Genomic DNA, 18,125 nt, shown 5'->3' with positions numbered 1-18,125 from the left:
GTGAGGGCGCGGGTGGGCACCGAGACCGTGCGGGCGACGGCGGCCGACGAGGCCGCCGGGCGGCGGCGCGAACAGCGCGGCTGGTACTTCTACGACTGGGCCTGCTCCGTCTACTCGACGAGCGTGCTCACCGTGTTCCTGGGGCCCTATCTGACCTCGGTCGCCAAGGCGGCGGCGGACGCCGACGGCTATGTGCATCCGCTGGGCATCCCGGTGCGCGCGGGCTCCTTCTTCGCGTACTCGGTGTCCCTGTCGGTGATCGTGGCGGTACTGGTGATGCCGCTGGTGGGTGCGGCGGCCGACCGCACCGGCCGCAAGAAGCCGCTGCTGGGCGCCGCCGCCTATCTGGGCGCCGCGGCCACGACGGGCATGTTCTTCCTCGGCGGCGAACGCTATCTGCTGGGTGGGCTGCTGCTGATCGTGGCGAACGCCGCCCAGTCGGTGGCGATGATGCTCTACAACTCCTACCTGCCCCAGATCGCCGCTCCCGAGGAGCGCGACGCGGTCTCCTCGCGGGGCTGGGCCTTCGGGTACGCGGCGGGCTCGCTGGTCCTCGTGGTCAACCTGGTCCTCTATCTCGCCCATGACTCCTTCGGCCTCTCCGAGTCGATGGCGGTGCGGATCTGTCTGGCCTCGGCCGGTCTGTGGTGGGGCGGCTTCGCGCTGATTCCGCTGCTGCGGCTGCGCGACCGCCCGTCGGCCGTACGGGAGACAGGGACCACGGCTCCCGGGCTGCGGCAGCTCGTGGCGACCGTCCGCGACATGCGCCGCCACCCGCTCACCCTCGCCTTCCTGCTGGCGTATCTGATCTACAACGACGGCATCCAGACCGTGATCTCCCAGGCGTCGATCTACGGCTCCGAGGAACTGGGCCTGGAGCAGTCCACGCTGATCGCCGCCGTGCTGCTGGTGCAGGTGCTGGCGGTCGCGGGCGCGCTGGGCATGGGGCGGCTGGCCCGCCGGTACGGGGCGAAGCGGACGATCCTCGGCTCGCTGGTCGCCTGGACGCTCACTCTGGGCGCGGGCTACTTCCTCCCGGCCGGGGCCCCGGTCGGCTTCTTCCTGCTGGCCGCCGCGATCGGGCTGGTCCTGGGCGGCAGCCAGGCGCTCTCCCGCTCCCTGTTCTCCCATCTCGTGCCGCCGGGCAAGGAGGCCGAGTACTTCTCGGCGTACGAGATGAGCGACCGCGGCATGAGCTGGCTGGGCCCGCTGCTGTTCGGCGTCACCTACCAGCTGACCGGCAGCTATCGGGACGCGATCATCTCCCTGGTCGCCTTCTTCGTCCTGGGGTTCCTGCTGCTCGCACGGGTTCCGGTCCGGCGGGCGATCGGCGACGCGGGCAATCCCGTACCCGAGAAGATTTAGCACTCGCGACGAAAGGGCTGTAGTGTACGCGTTTGGCCTGCCAGGCGTACCGTTACTGCGCGTCAAAGATGCCGAAACGCTGGGTGACATCTCCTAACAGATGTGACAAACCGGGCGCCGGTGGGTACTGCACTGGTTGACAAGGCTGCGGCTACGACGGCGACGCATTGCCCGGAACGGGACTCGGAACGGGAATCTTTACCGCCGACCGGACGTTGACCGGATGACGACGACAGCGACACCTGTCCTGTGGGCGACAAGCCCGGGAGGCACGATTCATGAGTGAGCGAGCTCTTCGCGGCACGCGCCTCGTGGTGACCAGCTACGAGACGGACCGCGGCATCGACCTGGCCCCGCGCCAGGCCGTGGAGTACGCATGCGAGAAGGGGCACCGCTTCGAGATGCCCTTCTCGGTCGAGGCGGAGATCCCGCCGGAGTGGGAGTGCAAGGTCTGCGGGGCCCAGGCACTCCTGGTGGACGGTGACGGCCCTGAGGAGAAGAAGGCCAAGCCCGCGCGCACGCATTGGGACATGCTGATGGAGCGGCGCACCCGTGAGGAGCTCGAAGAGGTCCTCGAGGAGCGGCTGGCCGTTCTGCGGTCCGGGGCGATGAACCTCGCGGTGCATCCCCGGGACAGCCGCAAGTCCGCGTAGCGAAAAGCCGGCCGCAACGCACGCACATGACCGCGGGCGCCGTACCTGAGGTACGGCGCCCGCGGTCTGTGGTGTGTCCCGGAGTGCTGTGAAGTGATGTGTCACGGGGTGAGCGGGTGTGTCACGGGGTGAGCGGCGGACGCGGTTCCTCCGGGGCGCCACCGGGGCGGCCGTCCTCCCTGATCACCTCGCCCTGCACCACCTTGCCGTCCGGGCGGTGCATACGGGCCTGCTGGAAGGCGTCCCCCAAGGGACCCCCGGCCGCCTCGCGGAGCTTGCGGTCGACCGTGCGCTCGGCGTAGGCGCCGACGGTCTTCTGGACCGGCGGGAGCAGCAGGAGCAGGCCGAAGGCGTCGGAGACCAGGCCGGGGAGCATCAGCAGCAGGCCGCCGAGCATCATCAGGCCGTTGCCGCCGCCCCGGGTCGGGGGTGTGCCGCGCTGCAGCGCCTCGTTCAGGTTCCTGAAGGCGCGGCGGCCCGCCCGTTTGATGACCACGGAGCCGAGCAGGAACCCGGCGGCGAGCAGCAGGAAGACGGTGAGCCCGCCCGCCTCGCCCGCGACCACGGTCAGCAGCCAGATCTCCAGCACCAGCCAGGCGGCGACGCCGAGCGGCAGGAACGTGCGCAGCCGGGAGCGCCGGGGTCGGGCGGGGTAGGGGCTGGTCGGAACGCCTGTCGTCATGGTTCCAGTGTGCCTGGGCCCGGCTCAGAGCGGGATAAGGCCGCTGGTCCGGACAAGGCTAGTGGCCACGCTCGCCGGGCTTGCCCGTGATCTTGTTGACGCGCTCGCCCAGGCCCCACGCGGTGACCCGCCACAGCGCCTCGACGACGATGTCGCGGCTCATCTTGGAGTCGCCGTGCTCCCGCTCGACGAAGGTGATGGGTACCTCGACGACGTGGTAGCCGGCCCTGACCGCGCGGCGGGCCAGGTCGACCTGGAAGCAGTAGCCCTGGGAAGCGACCTCGTCGAGGCCGAGCCCTTCGAGGGTCTCGCGGCGGAAAGCGCGGTAGCCACCGGTCACGTCACGGATCGGCACGTCCAGCATGAGCCGCGAGTAGGTGCTGCCGCCGCGGGAGAGGAACTCGCGGGACTTGGGCCAGTTCACCACCCGGCCGCCGGGCACCCAACGGGAGCCGAGGACCAGGTCGGCGCCCTTGAGGGCGGTGAGCAGCCGGGGCAGTTCCTCGGGCTGGTGGGAGCCGTCGGCATCCATCTCGATGAGCACGCCGTAGCCCTGGTCCAGGCCCCAGCGGAAGCCCGCGAGGTAGGCGGCGCCGAGGCCCTCCTTGCCCTTGCGGTGCAGGACGTGGACCTGCTCGTCCTCGGCGGCCAGCTCGTCGGCGAGCTTGCCGGTGCCGTCGGGGCTGTTGTCGTCGGCCACCAGCACATGGGCCTCGGGAACGGCCTTGCGCACCCGGCCCACGATGGTCTTGATGTTGTCCGCCTCGTTGTAGGTCGGGATGATCACCAAGGCCGTGCCGAGCGGGCCGAACTGCCTCCCCCGGTCCTGTGCCGCGAGGGTCCCGTCGCCGTCGTTCACTGCTGCCCCTTCATGTCCGTACGCAGGCACCACCATAGTGGGCTTCGTCTGCGATGACGTGACAGGACGTTCGTTTGCGGTGTCGTTCCACAAGATCGGGGTAGGGATCCGGTTTTCGTCCTGTACGCCCGCGCGTGCGGCAGGCAAGCGCACACGCGGGCCGTGCACGGGACCTTGGACCGCTGCGGATGGGGGCCCGGCGCCCTTCGGGCCGGCCCGGGACCCGCTGGCTGCGGGTCGGCCGAGAACCGTTGTCTACTGAGCGCCCGGCCCCATCCGGGTCACACCTCCCCGTCCGGACGGAGCGTTCCCTCGCCGTGCGCGGCGCTGAGCCTGGCTCCCGTGACGGTGCTCCGGTGGGGCACACCGTCCCTGACCCAGCGGCGTCGCGGCGAGTACCGGAGGTTCCCCGGCGGGGCGTCCGATGGTGGACTCGCCGAACCTACCGGCCCCCGGGCATCAGCTGTCAACAGCCGTACGACCTGCGGATCTTCCGTCGATGCCCAGGTCAGCGCGGTGGGCGCGCAGGTCGAGCGACGGCGGGCGGACGGGTGATCTCGCCCGCCCACGCCCCGCGGGATCACTCGCCCGGCCGTACGAACACGGTCCGGCCGCCGACCACCGTGCGCAGGCAGACCGGGAGGTCGCGGCCGGGGGTGAGGTCGGGCAGCCCGGGGGTGCCGGAGCGGGGGTCGGTGGACCAGCGGGCCACCCGGTCGTCGGGGGCCTGCACGACCAGTTCCCCGGTGTGCCACACGGCGTAGTCCGCGGGCGCGCCGGGCACCAGGGCGCCCGCGTCGTCCCGGCCGATCGCCCGCCAGCCGCCGCGGGTGTGGGCGGTGAAGGCGGCCCGTACGGAGACGCGGTGCTCCGGGGTGCGGTGGAAGGCGGCGGCGCGGACGGTGCCCCACGGGTCCAGGGGCGTGACGGGGCTGTCGGAGCCGAAGGCGAGCGGGACGCCGGCACGCAGCAGGGCGGCGAAGGGGTTCAGGGTCGCGGCCCGGTCGGCGCCCAGGCGCTGGGCGTACATGCCGCCCTCGCCGCCCCACAACGCGTCGAAGGCGGGCTGCACGGAGGCGGTCAGGCCCAGTTCGGCGAAGGCCGCGATGGTCCCCGGGGTGAGCATCTCGGCGTGCTCGACGCGGTGCCTCGCGGCCCGGACGCGGGCCAGGCCCACCTTCTCGGCGGCGGCGCGCACGCCCTCCACGACGGTGCTGACGGCGGCGTCCCCGATGGCGTGGAAGCCCGCCTGGAGGCCGGCCTCCGTGCAGGCGGCGACATGGGCGGCGACCGCGGCGGCGTCCAGATAGGCGGTGCCGGTGTGGTCGGCGTCGGCGTACGGGGTGTGCAGACACGCGGTGTGGGAACCGAGGGCACCGTCGACGAAGAGGTCGCCGGCCGCGCCCAGCGCGCCCAGCTCGCGCGCCTTCTCGACGTTCTGTTCGGCCCAGTAGCCGATCACTCTCGGGCCCGGCTGCTCGGCGGCGAGCCGCAGCAGGTCGGTGAAGTCCTCCTCGGAGGAGATCTCGGGGCCCGCGCACTCGTGGACCGAGCCGATGCCGAGGGAGGCCGCGTGGGCGAGGGCGGTGCGCTGCGCCTCGGTGCGCTGCTCCCGGGTGACCGCGGCGAACGCGGCGGCGCGGACGGCGTGGTGGGCGTCGGCGGTCAGCGGGCCGTCGCCGGGCGGGGTGGCGCCGGGGGTGAGGTCCAGCAGGGCCGTGGTCACGACCGCCGAGTGCACGTCGATGCGGGACAGGTACAGCGGGCGGCCGCCGGTCGCCTCGTCCAGCTCCGCGCGCGTGGGCGGGCGGCCGCCGGGCCAGCGGGAGGCGTCCCAGCCGTGGCCGAGCAGGACGCGGTCGTGGGGACGGGCGGCGGCGAACTCGCGGACGCGGGTGAGGGCCGCCTCAAGGGTGGGCGCGGCGGACAGGTCCAGGCCGGTGAGGGCGAGGCCGGTGGCGGTGGTGTGGACGTGGGCGTCGGTGAACGCGGGGGTGACCAGGGCGCCGTCGAGGTCGATCACCTCGTCGACGCCGTCCGCGAAGGCGTCGGCGGCGCCTTCCGAGCCGACCCAGGCGACTTGGCCGGTCTCGACGACCATCGCTGTCGCGAAGGGGTCGGCGGGGCTGTGCACCTCGCCTCGGCGGAGCAGTACGGTCTTCGGGGCCGGGGTGCGTTCACTCATGACCGACAGTTTCTCGCGGGGCCGGTCCCGGGATTCACCTGGGGCGGACTCCAAGGCACCCGGCGCTGTCGGCCGCGCCCACCCCCCATCGCCCTGCGGAACGACTGCCCACGGCGGAGACCGACACGCCACGGCGGTGACGGGTCGACGGCCCACGGCGGACCCAACCCGGCAAGCCACCGCAGTCGCGGCCCCACCACCCGCACCATCGCCAGTCGGCAGACACGGCGGTAACGGGTCGGCAGCCCACAGCCAACCCAACCCGGCAAGCCACTGCAGTCGCGATCCCACCGCCCGCACCAGTCACCGATCGGCAGACCACGGCGGTGACGGGTCGACGGCCCACGGCGGTCCCGCCCTGGCAGGCCACAGTGGTTGCGGCTCGGTCGGCGGCGCACTCACTGGGGCAGGGACAGGCGGATCAGATGCGTGGCGGGCGGGCCTCGTAGGGGGTCGAGAGGACCACCGTCGTGCGGGTCGACACGCCGGCCAGGGCGCGCAGTCGGCTCAGTAGCTCCTCCAGTTCGTGGGGGGTCGCCACACGCACCTTGAGGATGTAGTTCTCGTCGCCCGCCACGCTGTGGCACGCCTCGATCTCGGGGACGCCGGCGAGGCGGTCGGCGATGTCGTCGGGGGCGCTGGGGTCGAACGGTTTCACCGAGATGAACGCGGTCAGGGGCAGTCCCACCGCCTCCGGATCGACGACGGCCGCGTAGCCGCGGATGACGCCGCGCTGTTCCAGTCGGCGCACCCGCTGGTGCACGGCCGATGTGGACAGGCCGGTGGCCTTGCCCAGGTCGGTGTAACTCATCCGCCCGTCCTTGACGAGCAGCTGCACGATTTGCCGGTCCAGCTCCTCCATGGCGCAAGAACCTACAGGGCGCCCGATCACCTCGTATACCTATGCAGCCCAGGTCATACCCCGTTTGTGATGTGCCGGCCGGCCGCATCTGCGGCTGGCATGTGACCAACGCCACATCCCCCGGGCGGCCTTCGTGATGTCCCCGTGATTACCGCCGGAACGGCATGGGAAGTGCTTGCTGTGGTCGAGGCCGCAGCGCCTTCACGGCCCAGCCCGAGGGGGAGAATCCCATGCAGAGTCTTAAGCGCCCTGGTCGCACCGCGTCCAAGCGGCTCCAGTCGGTTGTCGAGCCCGAGCCGGAGGGCGTCGAACCCGACGACACCGACGGGTACGACGCCGACGAGCTCGACGCGTACGACACCTTCGAGATGTACCGGGTGATCTGCCCGGACTGCGCGCAGCCCATCGCGCTGCTGGCGGACGAGGAGGTCCTGCCGGAGCACGCGCTGTGCGCCTCGCCGTGGAACCCGTTCGGGCTCACGGTCTGCGCGGGTACGGGCCGCGCGGCCTCCGAGGCCCGCCCCGCGGACGAGTCCGTCAAGCCCCAGGAGCAGGAGACCGCGCTGCTGTTGACGCTCCCTCAGGGGCTCGACTGGCGCACCCAGCCCTTCTCGCACGTCGGCGGCCCGGGCTCGCGCCCGATGCGCGTGCCGACGATGCGTCGCCACGCCGCCTGAGCGCGCCGCGCCCGCCCCACACCTTCACCGAACTGACCTGCACCATGGCCCGCAGGCTGCCGTGGTGCGGGACAGTGCGTCCGCACGCGCCGGGGCACAACGCGAACGCAAGCGCGACCCCACGCGCCGGTGACCCGGCGGTGACCGGGCGCGTTGCCCTGGTATGACCCGTACATTCTCGGTGTCCGGACGTCCTCGCCAGCTCTTCGTTCCTGCTCCCGTCTCGCCGGTGGGCACAGAATCGGTTCCGCACCTTCCGCCGCCTCAGCCTCCACCACCTCACGCCCCGTCGCCGCCCCAGGACCCGCCCATCTACCGCGACCTGATGCGCGCCTGGGCCGACCGCGGCCGCACCCTGCCGGGCCGGCACGACCCGGAGTGGGTGCGGCTGGCGGCGCCGCTGGTGCGGCCGGGACAGTTCAGCGGGTCTCCGGACCCAAAAGGTGACGGGCGATGACGATCCGCTGGATCTGGTTGGTGCCCTCGACGATCTGCAGCATCTTGGCCTCGCGCAGATAGCGCTCGACGGGGAAGTCCGCGGTGTAGCCGTAGCCGCCGAGGACCTGGACGGCGTCGGTGGTGACCCGCATCGCCGTGTCGGTGCAGTGCAGCTTGGCCATGGCGGCCTGCCGGGCGAACGGGCGCCCGGCGTCCTTCAGTCGCGCTGCCGCCAGATAGAGGGCGCGCCCCGCCTCGATCTGGGTCGCCATGTCGGCGAGCAGGAAGCGCAGCCCCTGGAAGTCGGCGATCGGCCGCCCGAACTGCCGCCTCATGACGGCATAGTTGAGCGCCTCGTCGAGGGCCGCCTGGGCCAGGCCGACGGCGCAGGCCGCGATGCCGAGCCGGCCGGCGTCGAGCGCGGCCAGGGCGATGGCGAAGCCCTGCCCCTCCTCGCCGATCCGCCGACCGTCCGGGATCCGTACGCCGTCGAGGTGGAGCTGGGCGGTGGGTGAGCCCTTCAGGCCCATCTTCTTCTCCGGCGGCGCGGCCGTGAGGCCCTCGGCGTCGCCCGGCACCAGGAACGCGGTGATCCCGCGCGGCCCCTCGCCGCCGGTGCGGGCCATGACCGTGTAGAAGTCCGCGATGCCGCCGTGGGTGATCCACGCCTTGGTGCCGTTCAGCACCCAGTCCCCGCCCGCGCGTTCGGCCCGGGTCCGCAGGGCCGCCGCGTCCGAGCCGGCGGACGGCTCGGAGAGACAGTAGGCGCCCAGCAGTCCGCCGCCGAGCATGGCGGGCAGATGCTCGTCGCGCTGCTCGTCGGTGCCGTGCGCGGCGAGCGCGAAGGACGCGAGGGTGTGGACGCTGACGCCCAGGCCGACGGTGAGCCGCGCGGCGGCGAGTTCCTCCAGGACCTGCAGATAGACCTCGTACGGCTGGTCGCCGCCGCCGTGGGCGGAGTCGTACGGCAGGCCGAGCAGGCCCGACTCGGACAACAGGGTGAACAGCTCACGCGGGAAGCGGCCCGCTTCCTCCTCCTCGGCCGCGCTCGGGGCGACCTCGCGGCGGGCGATGTCACGGACGAGCGCGATGAGATCCCGGGCCTCGTCCGTGGTCAGCGGACGGTCCACCGACTGAGGGGCACGGTCGGGCATGGCGGGCTCCTCCTCACCGGCTGACCTGCGAGTGCGCGCTGTGAGTATGCCCCGGCACGGCGGCCCGCGCACGGCAGGCGGCCACGGCCGCGATCACGGCCGACGCCTCCGCCCCAAGGGCGGGTTTCAGTCCCCGCGGCGGGCCGGCCGCGGGGCCGGGTAGGCGGGGTCGAGGTCCTCGACGGCGCGCATGGCCCCGCCGAGGGTCTTCACCAGCAGTTCGCGCATGGTGTCGCGGGAGAGGCCGGGGCGGCCGATCCAGTCGAGGGTGGCACCCTCGACGCTGCACACCCAGGAGAGCAGGCCCATGCGGGCCAGCGGGGCGATGTCGGTGCGCCCGTACGCGCCCTCGGCGATGGTCGCGACGATCGCCTCGCGCACGCCGTCCCGGATGGCCTGCACCTCGGTGTCGAAGCCGACGCCGCCGCTGACGATCGTGCGGTAGGCGGCCTGGTTGTGCTCGGCGTAGCGCAGATAGCTGTCCACGGTGCGGTGGACCCGGTCCACCTGCGGCAGTTCGACGCCGCTCGCCGCGAAGGAGACCAGATCGGCGACCGAGTCCTGGATGATCGCCAGATAGTAGCCGCGCTTGGACTGGAAGTAGTAGTAGATCAGCCCCTTGGCGACATGCGCCTGCTTGGCGATGTCGTCCATCGAGAGCGCGTCGTAGGACGTGTCGGCGAACAACTTGCGCCCGATGGCGATGAGTTCGGCCCGGCGCGCCAGTGAGCGCTCGGTTCCGCGCGCTCTGGGACGGGCGGCGTCGCGCTGCTGCGGGATGTTCAAATTTCGACCCTGGTCTCAACGGTCGGCGGGACATCCGCAGTATGTCAGGTCATGCGTGGGTCATGTCACACCTGTCACATGACTAAACCGATGATCACACCAGGCCCAGCTGTGTGACGAGCATCGCGACGACCACGACCAGGGTCCAGCCCATGAGGTGCTCGAAGGTCTTCGGCCCGTCGCCCTTCGGCCCGCCGGTGCGGGCGCGGACGGCGGTGGCGGAGTGTGCGGTCATGGTGTCTCGCTGGTGGTGGTCGCGCGGTCAGGTGTCCCCCCGGTCGATTCATCCACCTTGCCACCGTCCGCCCGGCTCGCGGCCGAGACCTTGCTCACACACGGGCGCCGCTCAGCGCACCCCCACCGCCGCGAGCGCCTTGCGCTGGGCCGGGGTCGGCTGGGCCGGGAAGTAGAGGTAGCAGACGCCGCCGGTACCGGAGACGACCTTCCCGCCGGCGTTGTACCGCTTGGTCCGCAGCCAGATGTTCTCGAACTCCCGCCGCCGGTAGACCCGCCGCACCGCCCGATTGCTCGGCGCGGCCGGGTCGTTGGCGATGACGTCACCGTCGGCCGTGAAGCCGATCACCGTCATCAGATGACCGGCGGTGCCGTACCCCGCGCCGGTCAGCTCCTCCTTCAGGAAGGACTGGGAGGTGATGGCCGGGATCCCCGCGGCGATCAGCGTCTCCAGATCGGTGAGCGAACAGAGCCGGGTGACCACGCCCTGCAGCCCGTCGAAGGTGGCCGCGTAGGCCGCGTTGAACGGCCAGTTGCCGCAGCCGCCGTACTGGTAGTCGTACGTATGTCTGGCCGCGTGACACACCTGAGGGTCGGCGTGGGCCGGGTCCACCCAGGCCAGTTGCTCGTCGGTGAGCCGGCAGCCCCAGTACTCGATGATCATCTGGGAGGAGGTGGGGCTGCACCATGCCTCGCCGCCGTTGTCGTACTCGGGATACCGACCCTGGTGGATCTCCTGCGAGTAGCGCGGCACGCTCAGCTCGTGCGCCTCACCCGGCGTCGAGGCCGGGACGGTGAAGCGGTCGGGGACGTCCGAGCCCATCGCGCCCAGGCGCCACACCGTCGGGGTGAGCTTCGTGCCTGGCCGGCGGTACAGGGTCAGCCGGAGGCGGTACGACACCAGGCGGAGGCCGGTCGAGGCGTTGTCGACGGCCAGGGTGTCCGTCCACACGGTGCTCCGGCCGTCGCTCTGGTCGTCGACGGAGGTCCGCCGGATGTCCCGGTCGCCGGCCGCCCAACGGCCCAGCACGTACCAGGGGGTGTCCTCGCCGTCGGAGTACGTCCCCTTCAGCTCGACCTGGAGCCAGGTGCCATCGGGGGTGTGCGCGTTCCAGGAGGCGATCGCCTCCGTCGAGGGTACGGCGAGCCGATGGACGGGGGACGTCCAGGTCGCGTACTCCCAGCGGGCGCTCTCGCCGGTGTGCGGGTCGGTGTAGTCGCTGGTGCCGCCGGGTGCACCGATGACCAGGCCGGGACGCGCGCCCGCGACGGGCCGCGTGCCGTGCGCGGCGCCGCCGCGCCACTCGGCGTACGTGGTCCAGGAGCGGTAGTCGACAGGCCGGGCCGGTACGGCGGCGCCGCCCCGGGCGCCCGCCGTGCCGGCCGACGCCTTCGCGTCGGGCGTGGCGGCGCCGACTCCCTCGGCACCCGGCGTCACGCCCACCCCGGGCGGATCGGCTGCGGCCGCCGGGCCCGCGGTCCCACCGACTGCCGCGACCATGGCGACGGTCAGGACGGTACGGCGGGAGGGCTGAGGCAGTTCGGCTCTGCTCATGGGCGGAGGACCCCCAGGTGATATGGCCCGACACGGGGCAGATCCGGTGCACGGCTCGCGCCCACTATGGACGCGACCGACCACCACGGCCAGCACCCGAGCGCGTGCCACGCCGACCGAAGTCAGCCGCCCCAGGTAGTGGCGCCCCCGGCAGCCCCGCCGACGCCGCCCGTCAGCGGCGACGCAGCCGGCAGCCGCACAGGATCGACACACGCTGACGGATCGACGGTCGCTCGGGATCGGTACGCGCTGGGGATCGGCGATCACTCCACGTCGACGGTCACTCGGGATTGGTACGCACTCGAAGTCGGCGATCGCTCCTGAACGGTGCCGTGCGGTCGCCGCCGACGAGCGGTCCGCCGACGTCGCGCACCGCGGCATCACAGTCGACCGTCGCTCAGGGTCGGCAGGCGCTTGACGTCGGTGCGTGCTCGGAGCCCGCGATCGCCCCACGACGACACGATGCGGCCGCCGCAGACACGCCGCTCGCCGGCACCGCCGACCAGCAGCGTCATAACCGTCAGTCGCCCAGGATCAACACGCGCTCGCAGGCCGTGATCGATCCGGGACGGTGCGGTGTGGTGCCGTCGGTCGCAATAGACTGCGCGCGCACCCGTTCGCCCCCGTCCCAGGACCGTGCCATCGACCCGCTCGCCTCCCGGCTCCGCCGTCTGCCGCCGTCCTGTGGGTCGGTTCGTCTGGTCGGTGTCGATGGGCATGCCGGGTCCGGGAAGTCCACGTTCGCCGAGCGGTTGGCGCAGGCGCTGGGTGGCGCGCCGGTGCTGCACCTGGACGACATCGCCAGCCACGCCGAGCTGTTCGCGTGGACCGGGCGGCTCCGGGCGCAGGTGATCGGGCCCCTCGGGCAGGGCGAGACGGCGCACTACACCCCGTACGACTGGCGTGCGCGGCGCTTCGGCGCGCCCCGCCCACTGCCTCCCGCGCCCGTGGTCCTGATCGAGGGCGTGGGCGCCGGCCGCCGGGAGCTGCGTCCGTATCTGGCGCATCTGCTGTGGATGGAGGTGCCGCCCGAGGAGTCCTGGGCGCGCGGCCGGGCCCGGGACGGGGAGGAGCAGCGGGAGTTCTGGGAGGAGTGGGTCGAGGCGGAGCGCCGGCACTTCGCGGCGGACCCCTCACGGCCGTACGCGGACCTTCTGGTACGGCAGTTGAAGCGGGGCTACGAGGTGCTGCCGGGCCCCGGCGCGGCGGGTGAGGGAGACCAGAATGTCACCGACCGTGATGGACCACCCGCGATGTGGTGAACCTGTGAAGACCCTTGCGGAAGAAGTTCCCCCAGTGCTTCAACTCCGCTTGACCGGCGGCCCGTACAGGACTTACGTTCTCAATGTGCGGCAATGGAAGCCGCCCCAAGTCGCGAAGCCCCCGGTTGTTCCCCCGTGATCGGGGGCTTCGTTCTGCCCGCGCGACGCGCGCGGGGCCCGGTCCGGACGCGCGACGGCGCGATTCGCTCACCCTCGGTCACCGCCCGCGATGCGACCCTTCTGCTCCCACCTCGTCAAACGGCCCGTGCGGCACCCTTAGGCGGGCGACACCCCCACGGGTACGATGCCCTCGGTGCGACCTACGGACGGCTGCTTCACGCTCGTTGCAACTCCGGTCCGCGGCACGGTTTGTGGGGGACGTGATGGACTTCGGCACGCAGGGCCCCGAGGCCCCGGCCGACCTCGCCTGGCTGAGAGGCGTGGACGCCTACACCATGGGCGCCTATCCGCAGGCGGAGGAGGAGTTCCGCACAGCCGTGCGGATCGACCCGGGGATGGCCGACGGATGGCTCGGGCTGCACGCGCTGCGGGTGGACACCACTACCGCGCTGCTGCGGATGTTCCGGCACCGCGACCGCTTCGGCGAGCAGCGCTCCCGGCACCGCCGCACCCTCAACTCCTGGTACTGGCTGGGCTGGTGGGTGCAGCCCGTGCTGGAGAGCCCGCGTGATCTGCTGCTTGCCCACGCCTCCCACTGGCTCGACGGCCGCCATGTCCCCGAGCTGGACCGCGCGCTCGCCGGACTGCCGCCGGTCGACACCGACCACCAGGTCCGCTTTCTGCACGCCTGCCGGTCCTATCTGGTCAAGGACTGGGAACAACTGGTACGGCACACCGACCCGCTGCTCGACGACCCGTTGCTCGGCATCGAGGCCGGGCTCTTCGGCGGCATGGCCCGGGTCCGGCTGGAGATGTACGGGCAGGCCGAGCCGCTGCTGGCCACCGCGCTGATGCGTTGCCGCAGCGAGCAGCCGCAGCGCAAGGAGCTGCGCTACTGGCTGGCGCGGGCCCACGAGGGCACCGGCCGCTCGGCCGCAGCGCTGCCGCTGTACCGGGCCGTGCACCGCGTCGACCCCGCCTTCATGGACACCTCGGCCCGGCTCGCCGCGATCGCCGAGGGCGACGGGTACGACGATCCCGCCGACCTCGCGGCGATCACCCTCACCGGCCTCGGCCAGGACAGCGTGGACGGGCCCGACACCCTCGACCCGCTGTTCGGCACCGAAGGACGGGACCTGAAACTCGGCGAACCCGACGGGCCGCCCGCCGGACCACTGCCGGCGGTGACCGACCCGGCGGTGCGCCACAGGACCGCCCCACCGCCGTCGACGCTGCCCGCCGGGCCGACGGACCCCGCGTTGCTGGAGGAGGCGCTCGCCGAACTGGAGCGCATGGTGGGCCTGGAGCCGGTGAAACGGCAGGTCAAGGCCCTGTCCGCACAGCTGAACATGGCCCGGCTGAGGGCCGGGCAGGGCCTGCCGGTGCAGCCGCCGAAACGCCACTTCGTCTTCTCCGGGCCCTCCGGCACCGGCAAGACCACCGTGGCCCGCATCCTCGGCCGGGTCTTCTACGCCCTCGGACTGCTCGGCGGCGACCACCTCGTCGAGGCGCAGCGGGCCGACCTCGTCGGCGAGTACCTCGGTCAGACGGCCGTGAAGGCCAACGAACTGATCGACTCCGCGCTCGGCGGGGTCCTCTTCGTGGACGAGGCGTACTCGCTCTCCAACTCCGGGTACGGCAAGGGCGACGCGTACGGCGACGAGGCGCTGCAGGTGCTGCTGAAGCGGGCCGAGGACAACCGCGACCACCTCGTGGTCATACTCGCCGGCTATCCCGAGGGCATGGACCGCCTCCTCGCCGCCAACCCCGGCCTCTCCTCCCGCTTCACGACGCGCGTCGACTTCCCCTCGTACCGTCCCCTGGAACTCACCGAGATCGGCAAGGTCCTCGCGGCGGAGAACGGGGACGGGTGGGACGAGGAGGCGCTGGACGAGCTGCGGTCGATCGCCGGACACGTGGTCGACCAGGGGTGGATCGACGAGCTGGGGAACGGGCGGTTCCTGCGGACCCTGTACGAGAAGAGCTGTGCGTACCGGGATCTGCGGCTGTCGACGTACCCGGGGGTGCTGTCCCGGGAGGACCTGGCCACGTTGCGGTTGCCGGACCTGATGCAGGCGTACGGGGAGGTGCTGAGCGGCAGGGCACCTCAGGATCCGTCGGCCATGTAAGGCACCCCGCCGGCGCGGGCGAGCGAACCCCACCGGCCCGCAGCTAGGTAGCCAGTACCTCCTCCGGCTCCCCGCTCCCCCGCGGCTCCGTCACCCTCACCTCGGGTACCTCCCGGTGCGCCGGATCGCGTACCTCACCGACGAGCAGCTCCAGTACGTCCTCCAGCGCGACGAGGCCGAGTACCCGACCCCCCGCATCCGCGACCTGCGCCAGATGGGTCGCCGCCCGCCGCATCACCGTGAGCGCGTCGTCCAGCGGCAGCTCGGACCGCAGGGTCGTCATCGGCCGCCACACCTGCTGTGGCACCGCCCGCTCGGAGTCCTCCAGGTCGAGTACGTCCTTCACATGCAGGTAGCCCATGAAGGCGCCGTTCTCCGCGGCGACGGGGAAACGGGAGTACCCGGTACGGGCGGTGAGCTCGACGATCTGGCCCGGCGTGACCGACGGCGGCACCGTCACCAGGGACTCCCGCTTGAGCAGCACGTCGGTCACCGGCCGCGAGCCCAGTTCCAGCGCGTCCTCCAGCCGCTCCCGCTCCTCGGGATCGAGAAGCCCGGCCTGGCCGGAGTCCTCCAGCAGCCGGTTGAGCTGCTCGCTGGTGACGACCGCCTCGACCTCGTCCTTGGGCTCGACGCGGAAGAGCCGCAGGACGGCCTGGGCGACGGCGCCGAGGGCGACGGTGATCGGCCTGCACAGGCGGGCGAAGTAGACCAGGCCGGGGCTGAGCCACAGGGCGGCCTTCTCGGGGGCCGCCATGGCCAGGTTCTTCGGGACCATCTCGCCGATGACGAGGTGGAAGAAGACCACGGCCGCGAGTGCGATGACATAGCCGAGGGGGTGGATCATCCCGTGCGGGAGGTGGACCCACTCGAAGACCGGCTCCAGCAGATGCGCGACGGTCGGTTCGGCGACCGCGCCCAGGGTCAGCGAGCAGACCGTGATGCCGAACTGGGCGGCGGCCATCATCTGCGGCAGCCGCTCCAGGCCGTACAGCACCTGGCGGGCCCGCGCGGTGCCGAGCGGTTCGATCTGGCTGCGGCGGACGGAGACGAGCGCGAACTCGGCGCCGACGAAGAAGCCGTTGGCGAGGACGAGCAGCGCGGCGAAGAGGAGTTGGAGGAGGCTCATCGGGCGACCTCCACGACCACGCCGGTGCGCACGAGCCGGACCCGCTCGGCCCGGTAGTGGCCGACGCGGCGGACGGACAGCCGCCAGCCGGGCAGTTCGGCGCGGTCACCGACGGCCGGGATGCGGCCGAGCAGGTCGGCGACGAGGCCGGCGACCGTCTCGTAGGGCCCCTCGGGGACCTGGAGCCCTATGCGCCGGAGGATGTCGACGCGGCAGCTGCCGTCGACGTCCCAGGCGGGCCGGCCGTCCTCCGGCGGGGCGGCGGCGAGTTCGGGGGTGTCCTGTCCGTCGTGCTCGTCGCGGACCTCGCCGACGATCTCCTCGACGATGTCCTCCAGGGTGACGACGCCCGCCGTACCGCCGTACTCGTCGACGACGACGGCGATGGGCTGCTCGCTGCGCAGCCGGGCCAGGAGGGGCTGGACGGGGAGCGTCTCGGGGACGAGCAGGGCCGGGCGGGCGATCCGGCCGACGGGGGTGCGCAGCCGGTCGTGCACGGGCACGGCCAGCGCGTCCTTGAGGTGGACCATGCCGGCGATCTCGTCGATCTTCTCGCGGTAGACGGGGAAGCGGGACAGGCCGGTGGCGCGGGTCAGGTTGACCACGTCCTCGGCGGTCGCCGACGACTGCAGGGCGCTGACCTTCACACGCGGGGTCATCACATGCTGCGCGGTCAGCTCGGCCAGGGACAGGGTGCGCACGAACAGGTCGGCCGTGTCCTGTTCCAGCGCGCCCGCCTGGGCCGAGTGCCGGGCCAGGGAGACGAGTTCGCCGGGGGTGCGGGCGGAGGCCAGCTCCTCGGTGGGCTCGACGCCGAGGGCGCGGACGAGACGGTTGGCCACGGCGTTCAGCGTGGCGATCACCGGCCGGAAGAGACGGGCGAACAGATGCTGCGGGCCGGCGACGAAGCGCGCGACCTGCAGCGGCCGGGACACCGCCCAGTTCTTGGGCACGAGTTCGCCGATCACCATCTGGACGGCGGAGGCCAGCAGCATGCCGACGACGACGGCGACGCCGGAGACCGCGCCGTCGGGAATGCCGATCGCGATGAACGGGCCGTCCAGTATCTGGGCCAGCGCCGGTTCGGCGAGCATGCCGACGACGAGGGAGGTGATGGTGATGCCGAGTTGGGTGCCGGAGAGCTGGAAGGACAGTTCCTTGAGCGACTCCACGACCCGGTGGGCACGTCGGTCGCCGTCGGCGGCGGCCTGCTCGGCGTCCTGGCGCTCGACCGTGACGAGGCCGAACTCGGCGGCGACGAAGAAGCCGTTGGCGAGAATCAGCAGGAAGGCGGCCGCGAGCAGCAGCAGGGGGATGGTCATGATGCCGCCGCCCCGGTATCTCGGGAGGGGGCGGCGCAGGTACTACAGGACGATCCGTCCATCGCTGGAGCGAGTCACTCCTCGGGTAGCAGGAAACCTCTGAGGACCGGGTGGTACGTCAGCGGCGGAGGCGACCGCGTCGCCTCCGCCACCAGATTAATCAAGACAGGGCCTCTTGGGGCAGGGTGGACGCCCCCTGAGTGCACCCGGACCACACCCGGAGAGCGTCTTGGCTCAGCCCTGACCCTGCTCGGGGTCCCGGATGGAGCGGGCCTCGGCGAGGGCCCGCAGGGTGCGCGCGTCGTCGATCGCCCTGGCCTTGGCGATACCCGGCTGGATGCCGAGCGCGGGCAGGCTGGTGCCGTCGCTGAGGTCGAGGAAGACCCAGGGGTCGCCGGGCCGCAGATTGACCTGGAGGATCTCGGCCCAGTGCAGGCGCCGCTTGCTGGCGATGTTGACCACGGTGACGCCGGTCTCGTCGGCGACGACCCTCACCCGGGCGAGCGTGGCCAGCACACCGAAGATCAGTGCGCCGGTGAAGATGAAGCTGAGCCGCTCCCCCGGGCCGAGCTGCTCCAGCAGGAGCGCGATCGCCGTGATGACGGCGAAGATCGCGACACCGGCGGTGAGCAGGACCGCACGGGTGCGGCCGGGCCGGAAGGTGACGGGCAGGGCGGGAAGCTCGGACATCGCTGCGTGACCCCTTGGATCAG

The 18,125-nt window shown here is 72.2% G+C and carries 17 protein-coding genes; 5 read left to right on the top strand and 12 right to left on the bottom strand.

From position 1 onward, the window contains the following. The first annotated feature begins 12 nt into the window (after nucleotides 1–12). The gene (locus ACH5AC_RS19280; protein WP_398863088.1) at nucleotides 13–1,365 is read left to right on the top strand and encodes an MFS transporter; all 1,353 of its coding nucleotides are present in this window, start codon (nucleotides 13–15) and stop codon (nucleotides 1,363–1,365) included. Between the two features lie 278 nt (nucleotides 1,366–1,643). Further along, nucleotides 1,644–2,018, top strand: coding sequence for an RNA polymerase-binding protein RbpA (locus ACH5AC_RS19275; RefSeq protein ID WP_010357981.1), 375 nt, complete (start codon nucleotides 1,644–1,646; stop codon nucleotides 2,016–2,018). 121 nt (nucleotides 2,019–2,139) lie between these two features. Here the strand turns inward: ACH5AC_RS19275 and fxsA are convergent, their stop codons facing one another. From fxsA to ACH5AC_RS19255, 4 genes are all read right to left on the bottom strand, one after another. Beyond that, nucleotides 2,140–2,700 (bottom strand): FxsA family membrane protein, encoded by a 561-nt coding sequence (fxsA, locus tag ACH5AC_RS19270; protein WP_398863087.1) that lies wholly within the window; start codon nucleotides 2,698–2,700, stop codon nucleotides 2,140–2,142. 58 nt (nucleotides 2,701–2,758) lie between these two features. After that, nucleotides 2,759–3,559, bottom strand: a complete 801-nt coding sequence (locus tag ACH5AC_RS19265) for a polyprenol monophosphomannose synthase (RefSeq protein WP_398863086.1) — start codon at nucleotides 3,557–3,559, stop codon at nucleotides 2,759–2,761. Between the two features lie 580 nt (nucleotides 3,560–4,139). After that, a complete protein-coding gene (locus tag ACH5AC_RS19260) occupies nucleotides 4,140–5,744 on the bottom strand; it encodes an amidohydrolase (RefSeq protein ID WP_398863085.1) in 1,605 nt (534 codons plus the stop codon). 421 nt (nucleotides 5,745–6,165) lie between these two features. Further along, a complete protein-coding gene (locus tag ACH5AC_RS19255) occupies nucleotides 6,166–6,606 on the bottom strand; it encodes an Lrp/AsnC family transcriptional regulator (RefSeq protein ID WP_390662387.1) in 441 nt (146 codons plus the stop codon). Nucleotides 6,607–6,836: 230 nt separating this feature from the next. Here ACH5AC_RS19255 and ACH5AC_RS19250 point away from each other — a divergent pair, with 230 nt between their 5' ends. Then, on the top strand, nucleotides 6,837–7,283 hold the full coding sequence (locus tag ACH5AC_RS19250) for a hypothetical protein (RefSeq protein ID WP_398863084.1): 447 nt from the start codon (nucleotides 6,837–6,839) through the stop codon (nucleotides 7,281–7,283). Between the two features lie 419 nt (nucleotides 7,284–7,702). Here ACH5AC_RS19250 and ACH5AC_RS19245 read toward each other — a convergent pair whose 3' ends face one another. The 5 genes from ACH5AC_RS19245 to ACH5AC_RS19225 all read right to left on the bottom strand — a co-directional run bounded on the left by ACH5AC_RS19245 (nucleotide 7,703) and on the right by ACH5AC_RS19225 (nucleotide 11,965). After that, complete coding sequence (locus ACH5AC_RS19245) at nucleotides 7,703–8,875, bottom strand: acyl-CoA dehydrogenase family protein (protein WP_398863083.1); 1,173 nt, start codon at nucleotides 8,873–8,875, stop codon at nucleotides 7,703–7,705. Nucleotides 8,876–9,001: 126 nt separating this feature from the next. Next, on the bottom strand, nucleotides 9,002–9,661 hold the full coding sequence (locus tag ACH5AC_RS19240) for a TetR/AcrR family transcriptional regulator (protein WP_398863082.1): 660 nt from the start codon (nucleotides 9,659–9,661) through the stop codon (nucleotides 9,002–9,004). A 94-nt stretch (nucleotides 9,662–9,755) separates the two neighbouring features. After that, on the bottom strand, nucleotides 9,756–9,896 hold the full coding sequence (locus ACH5AC_RS19235) for an SCO1431 family membrane protein (RefSeq protein WP_398863081.1): 141 nt from the start codon (nucleotides 9,894–9,896) through the stop codon (nucleotides 9,756–9,758). A 111-nt stretch (nucleotides 9,897–10,007) separates the two neighbouring features. Then, nucleotides 10,008–11,450, bottom strand: coding sequence for a peptidase C39 family protein (locus ACH5AC_RS19230; RefSeq protein WP_398863080.1), 1,443 nt, complete (start codon nucleotides 11,448–11,450; stop codon nucleotides 10,008–10,010). A gap of 380 nt (nucleotides 11,451–11,830) precedes the next feature. After that, nucleotides 11,831–11,965: a hypothetical protein gene (locus tag ACH5AC_RS19225; protein WP_398863079.1), complete on the bottom strand. Its 135-nt coding sequence runs from the start codon at nucleotides 11,963–11,965 to the stop codon at nucleotides 11,831–11,833. Between the two features lie 66 nt (nucleotides 11,966–12,031). Between ACH5AC_RS19225 and ACH5AC_RS19220 the strand changes: the two genes are divergently transcribed. Together ACH5AC_RS19220 and ACH5AC_RS19215 are read left to right on the top strand one after the other, a co-directional pair. Beyond that, on the top strand, nucleotides 12,032–12,712 hold the full coding sequence (locus ACH5AC_RS19220; protein ID WP_398863078.1) for a uridine kinase: 681 nt from the start codon (nucleotides 12,032–12,034) through the stop codon (nucleotides 12,710–12,712). 383 nt (nucleotides 12,713–13,095) lie between these two features. Continuing rightward, nucleotides 13,096–14,961 (top strand): AAA family ATPase, encoded by a 1,866-nt coding sequence (locus ACH5AC_RS19215; RefSeq protein ID WP_398863077.1) that lies wholly within the window; start codon nucleotides 13,096–13,098, stop codon nucleotides 14,959–14,961. A gap of 43 nt (nucleotides 14,962–15,004) precedes the next feature. Here the strand turns inward: ACH5AC_RS19215 and ACH5AC_RS19210 are convergent, their stop codons facing one another. From ACH5AC_RS19210 to ACH5AC_RS19200, 3 genes are all read right to left on the bottom strand, one after another. Next, complete coding sequence (locus ACH5AC_RS19210; RefSeq protein WP_398863076.1) at nucleotides 15,005–16,090, bottom strand: hemolysin family protein; 1,086 nt, start codon at nucleotides 16,088–16,090, stop codon at nucleotides 15,005–15,007. Beyond that, nucleotides 16,087–17,412: a hemolysin family protein gene (locus ACH5AC_RS19205; protein ID WP_398863075.1), complete on the bottom strand. Its 1,326-nt coding sequence runs from the start codon at nucleotides 17,410–17,412 to the stop codon at nucleotides 16,087–16,089. Before ACH5AC_RS19205 ends, ACH5AC_RS19210 begins: the two co-directional genes overlap by 4 nt. 234 nt (nucleotides 17,413–17,646) lie before the next feature. Continuing rightward, the gene (locus ACH5AC_RS19200; protein ID WP_398863074.1) at nucleotides 17,647–18,102 is read right to left on the bottom strand and encodes a PH domain-containing protein; all 456 of its coding nucleotides are present in this window, start codon (nucleotides 18,100–18,102) and stop codon (nucleotides 17,647–17,649) included. Between the last annotated feature and the right edge of the window lie 23 nt (nucleotides 18,103–18,125).

The sequence above is a fragment of the Streptomyces sp. NPDC018693 genome (assembly GCF_044391385.1).
Lineage (GTDB): Bacteria > Actinomycetota > Actinomycetes > Streptomycetales > Streptomycetaceae > Streptomyces.
The sequence above is the reverse complement of the archived record's forward strand: the minus strand, read 5'-3'. Positions and strand labels throughout refer to the sequence as shown.

Coding starts and splice junctions, on each gene's coding strand:
- ACH5AC_RS19275 (WP_010357981.1), top strand. CDS start 1,644: ATGAGTGAGCGAGCTCTTCGCGGCACGCGCCTCGTGGTGACCAGCTAC.
- fxsA (WP_398863087.1), bottom strand. CDS start 2,700: ATGACGACAGGCGTTCCGACCAGCCCCTACCCCGCCCGACCCCGGCGC.
- ACH5AC_RS19260 (WP_398863085.1), bottom strand. CDS start 5,744: ATGAGTGAACGCACCCCGGCCCCGAAGACCGTACTGCTCCGCCGAGGC.
- ACH5AC_RS19255 (WP_390662387.1), bottom strand. CDS start 6,606: ATGGAGGAGCTGGACCGGCAAATCGTGCAGCTGCTCGTCAAGGACGGG.
- ACH5AC_RS19250 (WP_398863084.1), top strand. CDS start 6,837: ATGCAGAGTCTTAAGCGCCCTGGTCGCACCGCGTCCAAGCGGCTCCAG.
- ACH5AC_RS19245 (WP_398863083.1), bottom strand. CDS start 8,875: ATGCCCGACCGTGCCCCTCAGTCGGTGGACCGTCCGCTGACCACGGAC.
- ACH5AC_RS19235 (WP_398863081.1), bottom strand. CDS start 9,896: ATGACCGCACACTCCGCCACCGCCGTCCGCGCCCGCACCGGCGGGCCG.
- ACH5AC_RS19230 (WP_398863080.1), bottom strand. CDS start 11,450: ATGAGCAGAGCCGAACTGCCTCAGCCCTCCCGCCGTACCGTCCTGACC.
- ACH5AC_RS19225 (WP_398863079.1), bottom strand. CDS start 11,965: ATGACGCTGCTGGTCGGCGGTGCCGGCGAGCGGCGTGTCTGCGGCGGC.
- ACH5AC_RS19215 (WP_398863077.1), top strand. CDS start 13,096: ATGGACTTCGGCACGCAGGGCCCCGAGGCCCCGGCCGACCTCGCCTGG.
- ACH5AC_RS19210 (WP_398863076.1), bottom strand. CDS start 16,090: ATGAGCCTCCTCCAACTCCTCTTCGCCGCGCTGCTCGTCCTCGCCAAC.
- ACH5AC_RS19205 (WP_398863075.1), bottom strand. CDS start 17,412: ATGACCATCCCCCTGCTGCTGCTCGCGGCCGCCTTCCTGCTGATTCTC.
- ACH5AC_RS19200 (WP_398863074.1), bottom strand. CDS start 18,102: ATGTCCGAGCTTCCCGCCCTGCCCGTCACCTTCCGGCCCGGCCGCACC.